The sequence below is a fragment of the Variovorax sp. AC103 genome (assembly GCF_979254005.1).
The window spans coordinates 1-13427 of the sequence record NZ_CEEDFC010000038.1 but is presented as its reverse complement, the minus strand read 5'-3'; the positions used below and the strand labels follow the sequence as shown (position 1 = coordinate 13427).

Sequence of the window (13427 nt, the reverse complement as noted above, 5' to 3'; positions counted from 1 at the left end):
AGGAGGCGAGGGGAATCCGGGACTCAGGGTGAGTACTCAAGCCGCAACGAACAACGCCGGATCCACCATCGCCCGATTCAGCATCACACCCCAATGCAGATGCGGCCCTGTCACCCGCCCGGTTGCGCCCACCGCGGCCAGCGCCTGCCCGGTCTTCAGTACATCGCCGACCTTCACTTCCACCCGGCTCAGGTGGCAGTACATCGTCAGCAGCCCGCCGCCGTGGTCCATCCACACCGTGCCGCCGTTGAAGAAGTAATCGCCCGTGTCGATCACCTTCCCCGGTAGCGGCGCCAGCACCGGCGTGCCCGTGCCCGCGGCGATGTCCATGCCGCTGTGCGGATTGCGCGACTGCCCGTTGAACACGCGGCGCAGCCCGAACGAGCTCGAGCGGCGGCCCGGCACGGGCACGCGCATCTGCAGCGCGGCGTCGGGGCGCAGGTCGGTGAGCGTGGCCATCACGCCGGTGAGGTGGTCGCGCTCCTTCACGTAGCGGGCCTCGTCCTCGGGCGACAGGTCGACCGTGCGCGGCGCCACCGTCAGGCGCTGTTCGCGGTATTGCTTCGGGGCGACGGTGTAGCCAACCTGGCGTTCGGGCTTGCCTTCGGCACGCACCGTGATGCTCGCCTCGCCAGGTTCGGCCGCCAGCGGAATGCCGACCAGCGCGGTCCATTCGATCGGGTCGCCGAGCACCAGCAACGGCACGTCGCCGGCGAAGGCCTTGGGGCGCGTGGCAGCGGGGCCGAGCGAGAGGCGGGCAACGCCGCCCGGCACGAGGGAGGCGTGCGGCCAGACGTCGGGCGCCGGCTGTTTCTTCGCTTTGGTGGTTTTGGTGTTGGCCGAGGCCGCGGCGTTGGCGTGCATTGCGGGCAGCGCAAGCAGGCCGAGGGTGCCAAGCACGGCGCCGCGGCGGTTCAAGACGCTGCAAGAAAGGTCGGGGAAAGGGAGCTTGATGTGCATGGAAAAGATTCGGATGAAGGGTTGTGCGACGGCTCAGCCGCCGGGTTGTTCCAGCCAGGTGCCGGGCGCCAGTCCGTCGAGCGTGTAAGGCCCGATGGCGGCGCGGATCAGGCGCAGCGTCGGCAGACCGACGGCCGCGGTCATGCGCCGCACCTGGCGGTTGCGGCCTTCGCTGATCGCCAGCTCCAGCCACGCGGTGGGAATGCTTTTGCGCTCGCGGATGGGGGGCTCGCGCTGCCACACCTCGGGCGGTGGGTCGAGCAGGCGCGCCCTGGCCGGGCGCGTGGGCCCGTCGTTGAGCTGCACGCCGCTGCGCAAGGCCGCAAGGGCCTCTTCGGTCGGCACGCCTTCCACCTGCACCCAGTAGGTCTTCTCCATCTTGAAGCGCGGATCGGAAATGCGCGCCTGCAGCTTGCCGTCGTCGGTGAGCAGCAGCAGGCCCTCGCTGTCGGCATCGAGCCGGCCGGCAACGTACACACCGGGCAGGTCGATGAAGTCCTTCAGCCCGCGCCAGCGGCCCTCGGGCGTGAACTGGCTGAGGACGCCGTAGGGTTTGTTGAAGCGGATCAGGCGGGAAGAAGAGGTGGGCAAATTCATGGGCGGGTGGCGTCGCGTGGCGCATCGGCCAACTGCGGCACGTAGTCTCGCACCAGTTGCCAGACGGTTCCTGTGGGCGTCGAGCGACGAGAAGCCAATGTTTTTCCGTGTAGATCCGATGAATTGACTTTCATGCGGAAAATATTTTGAAATCAACGGCTTATCAAAAGGCTACTGACGTAGTCAGCCGAAGCGCGTCAGAAATCGGTAGCGGGCCACATGTTGGAGGGGGACTGTCCTGCACCGCAGCGTGCCTTTGAGCGCATTAATTTCTTTCCATCCGGCCAAACACCAGGAAATCCAAATGACGATGCGAAGCCTCATCCAACTCACAAGCATGGCAAGCGCAACGCTCCTGCTCGCCGCCTGCAACAGCACCTCCATTCGCGTCGGCGGCGCGCCCGAGGCGAGCGTCAAGAACTGCGTGGCCGCGGCCGCGCGCGAACTGCGGGTGCCCGCAGGCAGCATCGCCGTGGACAGCGGCTCCACGCCGCGCGACGGCGTCTACACGATCAACCTGAAGGTCGGGCCGCAGGGCCGCTCGGCGGTGTGCACCACCGACGAGAACAGCGCGGTGCTGGGCGTGGTCTACAAGCGGCCGGAGTAACGCACGGCTGAAAAAGAAAAAGCCGGAGCCATTGCGGCCCCGGCTTCGGCGGAAGGGGACGAACGGGCTTACTTGCCCCAGCTGTCCCGCATGCCAGCCGCACGGTTGAACACCAGCTTGCCATCCGCATTGGCTTTCGAATCCGGCACGAAGTACCCGTGCCGCTCGAACTGAACCCCGACGCCAGGCGCCGCCGTCGCGAGCGAAGGCTCCACGAACGCCACGCACACCTCCAGGCTCGCCTTGTTCAGCTCTTCCAGCAACTCGCCGCTGCCCGGGTTCGCTTCCGAGAACAGCCGCTCGTACAGACGCACCTCGGCCTGCACCGCATCCGCAGCCGCCACCCAGGTGATGTTGCCCTTCACCTTGATCGCATCCGCGCCGGGCGTGCCGCTCTTCGTGTCGGGCACCAGCGTGGCCTGCACTTCGACGAGCTTGCCGCTCGCGTCGCGCGTGGCACCGGTGCACTCGATGACGTGGCCGTACTTCAGCCGCACCTTGTTGCCCGGGAACAGGCGGAAGAAGCCCTTGGGCTGCACGTCTTCGTAGTCAGTGCTTTCGATCCACACCTCGCGCCCGAGCTTGAACTCGCGCTTGCCCATCTCGGGGTGGTGCGGATGCACGGGGGCGGAGCAGTCGTCGAGCACATCGTCGCCGCCCATCAGCTCGCCCCAGTTGGTGATGACCAGCTTGACCGGGTCGAGCACGGCCATGGCGCGTGGCGCGATGGGGTCGAGGGTGTCGCGCAGCGCGGCTTCGAGGCTGGCGTAGTCGATCCAGCCGCCCGACTTGGTGGTGCCGCTGCGTTCGCAGAACAGCCGCAGCGCCTCGGGCGTGTAGCCGCGGCGGCGCAGGCCCGCAATGGTGGGCATGCGGGGGTCGTCCCAGCCGTCGACGTGCTTTTCTTCGACCAGCTGGCGCAGCTTGCGCTTGCTGGTCATCACGTGCGTGACGTTCAGGCGCGCAAATTCGTATTGGCGCGGATGCGGACTGGCGATGAGGCCGCCTTCGGCAAGGCGGTCGAGCAGCCAGTCGTAAAAGGGGCGCTGGTCTTCGAACTCGAGCGTGCAGATGGAATGGGTGATCTGCTCCAGCGCGTCTTCGATCGGATGCGCGTAGGTGTACATCGGGTAGATGCACCACTTGTCGCCCGTGTTGTGGTGCGTGGCCCGGCGAATGCGGTAGAGCGCCGGGTCGCGCATGTTGATGTTGGGGCTCGCCATGTCGATCTTGGCGCGCAGGATGGCGGCGCCGTCGTCGAGCTTGCCGTCGCGCATTTCGCGGAAGCGCGCAAGGTTGTCTTCGACGCTGCGGCTGCGGAAGGGGCTGTCGGTGCCGGCCTTGCCGAAGTCGCCGCGGTTCACGCGCATTTCTTCAGGGGTCTGCTCGTCCACGTAGGCCAGGCCGGCGCCGATGAGGTACTCGGCCGCCTCGTACATGAAGTCGAAGTAGTTGCTTGCGAAGTACTCGTGCGGCTGCATCGTGCCGGGCGCGCTGGGACGGTCGGCCAGGTAGGTCTCGTAGCCGAGCCACTTCACGGCGTCGCGGATGGAATCGACGTACTCCTGGTCTTCCTTCTCGGGGTTGGTGTCGTCGAAGCGCAGGTGGCACACGCCGCCGTATTCCTTGGCCAGTTCGAAGTTCAGCCAGATGCTCTTGGCGTGGCCGATGTGCAGGTAGCCGTTGGGCTCGGGCGGGAAGCGCATGCGCACCTTGGCCGGGTCGGCCATGCCCTGGGCATGGTGGGAGGCGCTGCCGGGCGATCCGCCCCACTTGCGGCCCGCGTAGGCGCCCTGTTCGAGGTCGTTCTCGATCACGTGGCGCAGGAAATTGCTCGGTGCAGCGGTCGTTTTGGCGCCGTTTTTGTCGGTCGGGGAGGTCATCGGGCCATTCTAGAGGGCGCCTCTTAGGGGTTACCTTTGGCAACGTTCTTCACATTGCCCGGTGCACCCGCTTTGCAATTGCCGCGTTCAATACACACATGGGCGGTTCATACCCGAACCCGGCCCACTGATTCAAGGAGTCCAACATCATGAGCCTCACACGTTCTACTTTCTTCAAATGGGCCGCCGCAGGTGTGGTGGCAGCCGGTGCATTGTTTGCAGCCACTTCGGCCAGCGCCCGCGGGGACGTGAGCTGGTCGGTCGGTGTCGGCCTTCCCGGCGTGGCGGTGGGCGTGGGCGCTCCGGCCTACTATCCGCCGGCACCGGCGTACTACCCGCCCGCCCCGGTGTACTACGCACCGCCGCCGCCGGTGTATTACCAGCCGCCGGCGCCCGTGTACTACCGTCCGGCCCCGGTCTACTACGGCCCGCCGGCCTATTACGGACCGCGTTACGGTGGTCGCGGCTACTACCGCGGCCATGGCCACTGGCGCTAAATTGCCACACCATTCGTGACTGAATGAAAAAGCCGGCTCCGCAAGGGCCGGCTTTTTGTTTGGGCGCGCCCGCTCGAATTTCACATGGCGCGAAACAGATGGGCGTAGAGCCGGCTGACCGGAATCTTCTCGGCCCGCCCGCGCAACATCAGGTGCATCTTGCCGGCCTCGTCGCGGTGCACCGACTCGATGGCCGCGCTGCGCACCACCACCGCCCGGTGCACCTGCCAGAAGGTGGAGTCATCAAGCTGGGTCAGCAACTGCTTGAGCGGCGTGCGGATCAGGTATTCGTGCGAAGCCGTCAGCACGCGCAAATATTTGTCGGCGGCCTCGAAGTACAGCACCTCGTCGATGGGCACCATGCGCACCGTGCTGCCCCCGGCGTCGCTGGCGGCAATGATGCGCAGCGGGGCGGGGGGCGCCGTGGCTGACGCGGTGCCAGCGGCGCTCAGCACCTGGCGCCACTGCGCGAGCGTGCGTTCCAGCGCGTCGTCGGCCGCGGCGGGTGGGGCCGCAGGCTGCCGCGCGGCCAGCGCCTGCCGGAGCCGGCCGACCGTCTTGCGCAGCCGCTCGGGTTGCACGGGCTTGAGCACATAGTCGATGGCCTGGGCCTCGAAGGCCCGGGCGGCGTACTCGTCGTAGGCCGTGACGAACACCAGCTGCGGCATCGGCGCCTCGTCAACGGGCCAGCAGTCGGCCAGTTCGGCGGCGGCGCCCAGGCCGTCGAGGCCGGGCATGCGGATGTCGAAGAACAGCACCTGCGGCAGCAGGCGCAGCGCCTCGCGCACGGCGCTGCGGCCATCGCCTGCGATCGCCACGACCTGCAGTTCGGGCCAGGCCGCTGCCAGCTCGGACTTGAGGGCCTGGGCAAGCAGGGGTTCGTCTTCTGCGATGAGGGCGGTGGGTTGCATCTTTGCTGTGGTCAGGTTGTCCGGTTGTCAGTTCGGCCGCGGAAAGCTCAGTGCCGCGCACGTGCCGCCGTCCGGCGCGGGCGCCAGGTTCAGCCGGGCGCCATTGCCGTACACCGTGGCCAGCCGTTCGCGCACTTGCTCCAGCCCGAAACCGCTGCCCTCGGAGGGCGCGGCCGCGTCGAGCCCGACACCGGTGTCGCTCACCTCGATCACCAGCCGGTCGGCCTCCCGGCGCGCGCGCACCTCGATGCTGCCGCCTTCCACCTGGGGCTCCAGCCCGTGGCGGATGGCGTTTTCCACCAGGGGCTGCAGCAGCAAGGGCGGCACGGGCGTGTCGCGCAGATCGTCGGGCAGTTCCAGCGTGTAGCGCAGGCGCTCGCCCATGCGCACCGACATCAGTTCGAGGTAGTCGCCCAGCCGGTCGAACTCCGCCGACAGCGGGTGAGACAGCGCGCGCGAACCGCTCAGCGTCATGCGCAGGTAGCTGTTGAGGCGGTCGAGCATGGCCACGGCGCGCGGCGGATCGACGGTGATCAGCACGCGCAAGTTGGCCAGCGTGTTGAACAGCATGTGCGGCTCCAGCTGGGTTTCGAGCAGCTTCAGCCGCGCCTCGGTGGCGGCGCGCTGGGCCAGGTCGACCTGGCCTTGCAGGTGCTTGCTCTTGCCCAGGCTGTAGAAGAAGAAGCACATGCCGGTCGTCGCGGCGATGGTGATGATGACCCCGGTCGCCAGCTTGTGCCCCGCCAGGTCCAGGAAGTCGAAGGTCGGCGCGCCGGTCCAGGCGTCGCCGATGAAGTTGCCGCCCAGGAAGCCGACGGTCACGCCCATGGCCACCAGCAGGTAGCCCCAGGGGCCGCGCGGCCAGGTGTTGTCGCGGTGCCCGGTGATCAGCAGCCGGCTGGTGTCGATGAACAGCCAGCTGATGGTGCCGATCGACAGCGAATAGACAAGGTGCGGTGCCCAGCCACCGCCGTCGGTGAGGGTCAGCGCGCTGGCGATCAGGCAGCAGAAGACCGCGGTGATCAGGCCATGCCGCAGCATGTCCCGCAGGTTTTCGGATCCGAACCTGGAGACCCCTGCGTCCGCTGGGGACGGCGCCACGCTCATCCGCGGTCCCGGGCGCCCAGCGCGCGGCGCTCGCGCTCCACCAGGCGGTCGTAGAAGCCGCCGCCCGGCGCCACGAACCAGACCACGGCGCCATGGACCAGCAGGCCCAGGCCCCAGCCCATGAGCGGGTAGATCGCCCAGGTGTGGCCCCTGGCGGCCGACAGGCCGACCAGCCCGAGGTTGACCAGCACATAGACGAAGGCATGGATGTACCAGCCCATCTTGGCGCCGGCGCGGCGGCGGGCAAGGCGTTCGACGTCGGAAAGGGAGGGGTTCGAAGCGGTGTGGATCATGACAACTCCTTGTTGTACTGCACGGGAACGAAGTCGGGCGCGGGCACCGAGTGTGACGGTGCGGCCTGAAGCGCCGCGCGTTGCCGCAGCTCTTCGGTGGTGTCGCCCGGACCGTCGGGCTTCCACCCCGGCGGCTTCACGAGGTAGCCGACGAAGGCGCGCACCGAGCGGGCCGAGACCAGGTCGCGCAGCAGCGCGCGCCACTGGGTGAATTCGATCTCGAGCAGGTTGTACGAGGTGATCGGGTTCACCAGCCCGTAGCGGCAGGGCAGGTCGGCGCGCTCGGGAATGTAGGTGCCGAACAGGCGGTCGAACACGATCAGTACGCCGCCGTAGTTGCCGTCCAGGTATTCCAGGTTCGAGGCGTGGTGCACGCGGTGGGCCGAAGGGGTGTTCAGCACCCATTCGAGCGGCCCCAGGCGCGGTATCCAGGCGGCGTGGATCCAGAACTGGTACAGCAGGTTCAGCGTGAACATGAGCAACACGACCCGCGGCGGCATGCCCAGCAACGGCGCCAGCATGAAGAAGGCCAGCGTGCCGGTGAGGCGGCCGGTCCAGCCGAAGCGGTAGGCGGCCGACAGGTTCAGCTGGTTCGGCGAATGGTGGATGGCGTGGGTGCACCAGAACCAGCGCACCCGGTGCGCCGCGCGGTGGTACCAGTAGTAGCAGAACTCCTGGCCGATGAAGCACGCGGCCCAGCCGCTCCAGTGGTCCATCGGCAGGGTGAACAGGCGGTGGGCGTAGAACCAGTCCATCGCGCCGGTCCAGAAGGCCAGCGGCAGCAGCCAGCGCAGCGGGTATTCGCGCACCAGGAAGTCGACCACCGAGAGGGCCGAGGCCTTCCAGTCGTAGCTGCGCCAGCCATGGCGAAAGGACAGCACCAGCGCCTCGGCGATGGACGCGGCGAGCACCACCGTGACGGATATCTTGAGGATCAGCAAGAGCGCGTTCATGGTGCGGTTCCTGGAAGCGGTGGGGCCGGGCGGAAATTCCAGGCAGGACTTTAGGCCGGACGCACGTTCGCCGCCATGGCGTCGGTACGGATGGCCAGCTTCCACAGGCGCACGGCACGGGCCACGAAGACACCGCTGAACGCGCCGTAGATCACCGGCACCACGAGGCCGAGAAGGGCTTGCTGGCGCAGCTCCGGGTGCATGGCCAGGGTGGCGCCCACCACGTACTTGGTCGCGAAGATGCCCATCATCAGCATCAGGGGCACCGGGCTGCCGGCCACGTGGAACCGGCGCTCGGCGGCGTCGTAGCGGGTGGTGGCGGGCAGCGGGCGCTGCAGCACCAGCGCCAGCATCACCACGGCCGCGGCCGCCCAGCCCAGCAGCGGGCCGAAGGCATCGCCGAAGACCGAGATCACGCCGTACACCGACAGGCCGCCCATGGCCACGGGCATCAGCGTGACCCGGCTCAGGCTCACGTCGTTGGCAAGAAGTTGCTTGGCGCCGAGCCACAGCAGCAGGAAGAACACGGCGAACACCCACTTCGGGGTATGGAGGATGACTTGCATCAGCATGGTGGCGCTCCGTTGAAAGTTGAAGGAATCTGGAAGAAGGACGGGAGGGGAATCGATGGGCGGACTGTGCCGGCGCCCGGGCGCCCGTGCCACCGGCGTGCGACGGAATGCCCGACAGCGGCGCGAACCGCAGCCAGGCGTCGCGAATGGGGGGCAACATGTGGCAGCTTTACCGTCGCTTTACGGCCCAGCAAAGAGCGCGACTACCATTCCGCGTGTACTACCCGGTCCGCACCTCCGTCTTCTCCGCACGCAACGTCCATGGAACAAGAAAAACAACCCGAGCCCCTGCCCGCCAACGTGTCGCCCACACACCCACCGGTGCGCAGGCGCCGTTGGGTGGGAGGCCTGCTGACCCTGCTGCTGCTCGCGGCGCTGGGCGGCGGCGCCTGGTATCTGATCCAGCGCTCGAAGACGCCCGTCGCCGGCCCCGGTGCGGGACCGGGGGGCGGCCCCCGCCAGGGCGGGCCGGGCGGCCCCGGTGGCCCCGGTGGAAGGGGCGGCGGGGGCGCGGCCTCCAGCACGGTCGGCATCGCCACGGCCAAGCAGTCGGACATTCCGGTGCAGCTCGAGGCACTGGGCACGGTGACCCCGCTGGCCAACGTGATCGTGCAGCCGCAGGTGTCGGGGGTGCTCACGGCCGTGCTGTTCCAGGAAGGGCAGATGGTCAAGAAGGGCGACGTGCTCGCCACCATCGACCCGCAGCCGTTCCAGAACGCGCTGGCGCAGGCCTCCGGCGCGCGGCAGCGCGACGAGGCGCAGATGGCCGCGGCGCGCGTCACGTTGCAGCGCTACCAGACGCTGCTGGGGCAGGACTCCATCGCCCGCCAGGACGTCGACACCCAGGCTGCGCTGGTCAAGCAGCTGGAAGGCACCGTGGCGATCGACCGTGCCAACGAGAACACCGCCAAGCTCAACCTCAGCTGGAGCCGCATCACGGCCCCCGTGAGCGGTCGCATCGGCCTGCGGCCGGTGGATGCGGGCAACTACATCTCGACCGGCACCACCAACGGCGTGGCGACCATCACGCAGATCGCGCCCATCGACGTGGAGTTTTCCATTCCGCAAGACCGCGTGCCCGAGGTGCAGGAGCGCCTGGCCCAGGGCGCCAAGCTCGACGCCACCGCCTTCGACCGCACCCGCACGCGCCGGCTGGCCAACGGCACCTTCGCCACGCTCGACAACCTGGTCGACACCGCCACCGGCACCGTCAAGGCCAAGGCCCGCTTCGCCAACACCGACAACGCACTGTTCCCCAACCAGTTCGTCAACCTGCGTCTGCTGCTGCGCACCGTGAGCAGCGCGGTGGTGGTGCCCGTGACGGCGCTGCGCCACGGCCCCAACGGCGACTACGTGTACGTGCTGAACGACGACAGCACGGTGTCGCAGCGTCCGGTGACGCGCGGCGAATCGAGCGTGGACAACGTGGCGCTCATGTCGGGCCTGAAGGCCGGCGAGCAGGTGGTGACCGAAGGCGGCGACCGGTTGAAGGACGGCGCGCGCGTGCAGACCGCGGTCGACCGGCCGGCGGTGCCGGCGTCCGGTGCGGCTTCGGGCGCGCGGCGTGGCGCCCGGGGCGAGCGAGGTGAGCGCGGCGGCGAACGCGGCAGCGGCCGCCGCGAAGGCGGTGCCGGTGCGGGGGGTGCGCGCAGCGCGCCGCCGGCCGAATCGCCCACCTCGCCGCCCGCCACGTCGGTGCCGCCGGCCGCGCCCAACCTGACGCCGGGCAGCCCGCCGCAGCCGCAGGGCGGCGCGATCCGCTGATGCCGCCAGGCCCCTCAGTCCCCCAGAACGACAGCAAGCGCCGCGCCCGATGAGTCCCTCACGCCCGTTCATTCTTCGCCCGGTGGCGACCTCGCTGCTGATGGTCGCCATCGTGCTGGCCGGCCTGGTGGCGTTCCGCTTCCTGCCGCTGTCGGCCCTGCCGCAGGTCGACTACCCGACCATCCAGGTGCAGACGCTCTACCCCGGGGGCAGCCCCGAGGTCATGAGCAACACCGTCACCGCGCCGTTGGAACGCCAGTTCGGCCAGATGTCGGGGCTCGACCGCATGAGCTCGACCAGCGCGGCGGGCGTGTCGATCATCACGCTGCAGTTCTCGCTGGGCCAGACGCTGGACGTGGCCGAGCAGGAGGTGCAGGCCGCCATCAACGCCGGCGGCTCGCTGCTGCCGGCCGACCTGCCGGCGCCGCCCGTGTACGCCAAGGTGAACCCGGCCGACGCGCCGGTGCTCACGCTGGCCATCACCTCGGACACGCTGCCGCTCACCGAGGTGCAGAACCTCGTCAACACGCGGCTCGCGCAGAAGATCAGCCAGGTCTCCGGCGTGGGGCTGGTGTCGCTCAGCGGCGGGCAGCGCCCGGCGGTGCGCATCCAGGCCAACACGCAGGCGCTGGCCGCCAACGGCATCGGGCTGGACACGCTGCGCACGGCCATCAGCGCGGCCAACTCCAACGGCGCCAAGGGCAGCTTCGACGGCCCCAAGCGGGCCTACACCATCAACTCGAACGACCAGCTGCTCACGGTCGACGACTACAAAAACCTCATCGTCAGCTACAAGAACGGCGCGCCGATCCGCATGATCGACGTGGCGCAGGTGGTCAACAGCGCCGAGAACACGCAGCTGGGCGCCTGGGCCGGCACCAAGGCGGCGGACGGCGGCGAGGGCAAGCTCACGCCCGCCATCATCCTGAACGTGCAGCGCCAGCCGGGCGCCAACGTGATCGCCACGGTCAATGCCATCAAGGCCCAGCTGCCCGAGCTGCAGGCCGGCTTTCCGGCCGGCCTGAAGATCGAGGTGCTGAGCGACCGCACCGCCGGCATCCGCTCCTCGGTGGAGCACGTCGAGATGGAGCTCGTGCTGGCCGTGGTGCTGGTGGTGCTGGTGATCTTCGCCTTCCTGGGCAGCCTGCGCGCCACCGTCATCGCCAGCATCGCGGTGCCCATCTCGCTCATCGGCACCTTCGGGCTGATGTACCTGCTGGGCTACAGCCTGAACAACCTGAGCCTGATGGCGCTGACCATCGCCACCGGCTTCGTGGTGGACGACGCGATCGTCATGATCGAGAACATCGCGCGCTACATCGAGGAGGGCGAGAAGCCCTTGCAGGCCGCCTTCAAGGGCGCCACGCAGATCGGCTTCACCATCATCTCGCTGACCGTGTCGCTCATTGCGGTGCTGATTCCGCTGCTGTTCATGGGCGACGTGGTGGGGCGCCTGTTCCGCGAGTTCGCGGTGACGCTGGCCATCACCATCCTGATCTCGGCCGTGGTGTCGCTCACGCTGGTGCCGATGATGTCGGCGCGCTGGCTCAGGCACGAGCCCAAGAAAGACCCGGCCGGCAACGGCTTCGGCGCGCGCGCCCAGCGGTTCTTCGACGGCGTGATGGTGCGCTACGACCGTTCGCTGCACTGGGTGATTGCGCACCAGCCGCTCACGCTGCTGGTGGCGCTGCTCACCATGGTGCTGACCGTGGTGCTGTACCTCACGATTCCCAAGGGCCTGTTCCCCACGCAGGACACCGGCCAGCTGCAAGGCCGCATCCAGGCCGCGCAGGACGTGTCCTTCGACCGCATGGCGCAGCTGCAGCAGCAGGCCGCGCGTGCCGTGCTCGAAGACCCCGACGTCGAGAACCTCAGCTCCTTCGTGGGCGTGGACGCGGCCAACAACACCATGCTGCACACCGGCAGCATGCTCATCAACCTGAAGAAAAGCCACGGCAACCAGCAGGAGGTGATGGACCGCCTGCGCGAGCGGGTGCACCAGGTGGCCGGCGTCACGCTCTACCTGCAGCCCACGCAAGACCTGACCATCGACGCCGAGACCGGCCCCACCGAGTACCGCGTGTCGCTCGAAGGCGTGGACAGCGCGGTCATCACCGAGTGGATGAAGAAGCTCGTGGCCAAGCTGCAGGACTCGAGCAAGGTGCGCAACGTGAGCAGCGACGCCGGCGCGCAAGGGCTGGCCGCGTTCGTGAACGTGAACCGCGACACGGCAGCGCGCCTGTCCATCACCGCGAGCACGGTGGACGATGCGCTGTACAGCGCCTTCGGCCAGCGCATCGTCTCGACGATCTTCACCGAGACCAACCAGTACCGGGTGATTCTCGAGGCGCAGCCCGGCCTGGTGAACACGCCGCAGACGCTGGGCCAGCTGAACCTGATCGCCGGCTCGGGCACCGCCACGCCGCTGTCGGCCTTTGCCGAGATCTCCGAGCAGCAGGCGCCGCTGCAGATCACGCACGTGGCGCAGTACCCGGCGAGCACGCTGAACTTCGACACCGCGCCCGGCGTTTCGCTCGGGTCTTCCGTCGATGCGATCCGTGCCGCCGCAAAGGAAATCGGGTTGCCGAGCAGCGTGACGATGACCTTCCTCGGGGCTTCAGGCGCTTATGAAAAGTCGCTGTCCAACCAGCTGTGGCTGATTCTGGCGGCGGTGGTGTGCGTGTACATCGTGCTGGGGGTGCTGTACGAGAGCTATGTGCATCCGCTGACCATCCTGTCGACGCTGCCTTCGGCGGGCGTGGGCGCCTTGCTGGCGCTGATGATCACCGGCAACGACCTGGGGGTGATCGGGATCATCGGCATCATCTTGCTGATCGGCATCGTGAAGAAGAACGCGATCATGATGATCGACTTTGCGATCGATGCGGAGCGCAACCAGGGGAAGTCGGCGCGGGAGGCCATTCACCAGGCGGCGTTGCTGCGCTTTCGGCCCATCTTGATGACGACGCTCGCGGCCTTGTTTGCTGCGGTGCCGCTGATGCTGAGTTTTGGGGATGGGGCGGAGTTGCGTCGGCCGCTGGGGTTGGCGATTTTCGGGGGGCTGATCGTCAGCCAGCTGCTTACCTTGTTCACTACGCCTGTTATCTATCTGGCGTTTGATCGGCTGGGTGGGGGGAACACTCGGCGTGTGGTTGAGGAGGAAGCGGTTTGAATCGTTTCTCTTGCTGCCTGGTTTTTTTCTCGGAGCCGGGACTCGCCCCGGCGGGCGACTTACTTTCTTTTGCTTCGCCAAAAGAAAGTAAGCAAAGAAAAGGCGACCCCA

At 68.0% G+C, this 13427-nt stretch carries 12 protein-coding genes; 4 read left to right on the top strand and 8 right to left on the bottom strand.

Annotated features, from left to right (window positions below; translation table 11 throughout):
* Window positions 1-36: 36 nt before the first annotated feature.
* Window positions 37-960, bottom strand: a complete 924-nt coding sequence (locus AC0IYU_RS33360; protein ID WP_472126253.1) for a peptidoglycan DD-metalloendopeptidase family protein — start codon at window positions 958-960, stop codon at window positions 37-39.
* Between the two features lie 33 nt (window positions 961-993).
* Window positions 994-1557: an rRNA large subunit pseudouridine synthase E gene (locus AC0IYU_RS33355; protein ID WP_472126250.1), complete on the bottom strand. Its 564-nt coding sequence runs from the start codon at window positions 1555-1557 to the stop codon at window positions 994-996.
* A gap of 337 nt (window positions 1558-1894) precedes the next feature.
* Between AC0IYU_RS33355 and AC0IYU_RS33350 the strand changes: the two genes are divergently transcribed.
* Window positions 1895-2164 (top strand): hypothetical protein, encoded by a 270-nt coding sequence (locus AC0IYU_RS33350; RefSeq protein WP_472126249.1) that lies wholly within the window; start codon window positions 1895-1897, stop codon window positions 2162-2164.
* A 68-nt stretch (window positions 2165-2232) separates the two neighbouring features.
* Here AC0IYU_RS33350 and AC0IYU_RS33345 read toward each other — a convergent pair whose 3' ends face one another.
* Window positions 2233-4047: a glutamine--tRNA ligase/YqeY domain fusion protein gene (locus tag AC0IYU_RS33345; RefSeq protein WP_472126247.1), complete on the bottom strand. Its 1815-nt coding sequence runs from the start codon at window positions 4045-4047 to the stop codon at window positions 2233-2235.
* A gap of 149 nt (window positions 4048-4196) precedes the next feature.
* Between AC0IYU_RS33345 and AC0IYU_RS33340 the strand changes: the two genes are divergently transcribed.
* Window positions 4197-4544, top strand: coding sequence for a hypothetical protein (locus AC0IYU_RS33340; RefSeq protein ID WP_472126244.1), 348 nt, complete (start codon window positions 4197-4199; stop codon window positions 4542-4544).
* A gap of 80 nt (window positions 4545-4624) precedes the next feature.
* On the opposite strand, the gene AC0IYU_RS33335 is transcribed toward AC0IYU_RS33340, so the two are convergent.
* The 5 genes from AC0IYU_RS33335 to AC0IYU_RS33315 form a co-directional block, all read right to left on the bottom strand.
* Window positions 4625-5455, bottom strand: coding sequence for a LytR/AlgR family response regulator transcription factor (locus AC0IYU_RS33335; protein WP_472126241.1), 831 nt, complete (start codon window positions 5453-5455; stop codon window positions 4625-4627).
* Between the two features lie 27 nt (window positions 5456-5482).
* The gene (locus tag AC0IYU_RS33330; RefSeq protein WP_472126237.1) at window positions 5483-6496 is read right to left on the bottom strand and encodes a sensor histidine kinase; all 1014 of its coding nucleotides are present in this window, start codon (window positions 6494-6496) and stop codon (window positions 5483-5485) included.
* Window positions 6497-6558: 62 nt separating this feature from the next.
* Window positions 6559-6855 (bottom strand): 2TM domain-containing protein, encoded by a 297-nt coding sequence (locus AC0IYU_RS33325; RefSeq protein WP_472126234.1) that lies wholly within the window; start codon window positions 6853-6855, stop codon window positions 6559-6561.
* Window positions 6852-7808, bottom strand: coding sequence for a sterol desaturase family protein (locus tag AC0IYU_RS33320; protein WP_472126231.1), 957 nt, complete (start codon window positions 7806-7808; stop codon window positions 6852-6854). The genes AC0IYU_RS33325 and AC0IYU_RS33320 overlap by 4 nt, the downstream gene beginning before the upstream one ends.
* 50 nt (window positions 7809-7858) lie before the next feature.
* Window positions 7859-8380, bottom strand: a complete 522-nt coding sequence (locus AC0IYU_RS33315; RefSeq protein WP_472126228.1) for a DUF6622 family protein — start codon at window positions 8378-8380, stop codon at window positions 7859-7861.
* Between the two features lie 261 nt (window positions 8381-8641).
* Between AC0IYU_RS33315 and AC0IYU_RS33310 the strand changes: the two genes are divergently transcribed.
* Together AC0IYU_RS33310 and AC0IYU_RS33305 are read left to right on the top strand one after the other, a co-directional pair.
* A complete protein-coding gene (locus AC0IYU_RS33310) occupies window positions 8642-10144 on the top strand; it encodes an efflux RND transporter periplasmic adaptor subunit (protein ID WP_472126225.1) in 1503 nt (500 codons plus the stop codon).
* Window positions 10145-10193: 49 nt separating this feature from the next.
* Entirely contained in the window at window positions 10194-13316 is a 3123-nt protein-coding gene (locus AC0IYU_RS33305) for an efflux RND transporter permease subunit (RefSeq protein ID WP_472126222.1), read from the top strand.
* Window positions 13317-13427: the final 111 nt, after the last annotated feature.

What these genes read in the sequence shown, in the direction of transcription:
- AC0IYU_RS33330 (WP_472126237.1), bottom strand. Translation starts at nt 6,496, where the DNA reads ATGCTGCGGCATGGCCTGATCACCGCGGTCTTCTGCTGCCTGATCGCC.
- AC0IYU_RS33360 (WP_472126253.1), bottom strand. Translation starts at nt 960, where the DNA reads ATGCACATCAAGCTCCCTTTCCCCGACCTTTCTTGCAGCGTCTTGAAC.
- AC0IYU_RS33315 (WP_472126228.1), bottom strand. Translation starts at nt 8,380, where the DNA reads ATGCTGATGCAAGTCATCCTCCATACCCCGAAGTGGGTGTTCGCCGTG.
- AC0IYU_RS33325 (WP_472126234.1), bottom strand. Translation starts at nt 6,855, where the DNA reads ATGATCCACACCGCTTCGAACCCCTCCCTTTCCGACGTCGAACGCCTT.
- AC0IYU_RS33310 (WP_472126225.1), top strand. Translation starts at nt 8,642, where the DNA reads ATGGAACAAGAAAAACAACCCGAGCCCCTGCCCGCCAACGTGTCGCCC.
- AC0IYU_RS33345 (WP_472126247.1), bottom strand. Translation starts at nt 4,047, where the DNA reads ATGACCTCCCCGACCGACAAAAACGGCGCCAAAACGACCGCTGCACCG.
- AC0IYU_RS33355 (WP_472126250.1), bottom strand. Translation starts at nt 1,557, where the DNA reads ATGAATTTGCCCACCTCTTCTTCCCGCCTGATCCGCTTCAACAAACCC.
- AC0IYU_RS33340 (WP_472126244.1), top strand. Translation starts at nt 4,197, where the DNA reads ATGAGCCTCACACGTTCTACTTTCTTCAAATGGGCCGCCGCAGGTGTG.
- AC0IYU_RS33305 (WP_472126222.1), top strand. Translation starts at nt 10,194, where the DNA reads ATGAGTCCCTCACGCCCGTTCATTCTTCGCCCGGTGGCGACCTCGCTG.
- AC0IYU_RS33350 (WP_472126249.1), top strand. Translation starts at nt 1,895, where the DNA reads ATGGCAAGCGCAACGCTCCTGCTCGCCGCCTGCAACAGCACCTCCATT.
- AC0IYU_RS33320 (WP_472126231.1), bottom strand. Translation starts at nt 7,808, where the DNA reads ATGAACGCGCTCTTGCTGATCCTCAAGATATCCGTCACGGTGGTGCTC.
- AC0IYU_RS33335 (WP_472126241.1), bottom strand. Translation starts at nt 5,455, where the DNA reads ATGCAACCCACCGCCCTCATCGCAGAAGACGAACCCCTGCTTGCCCAG.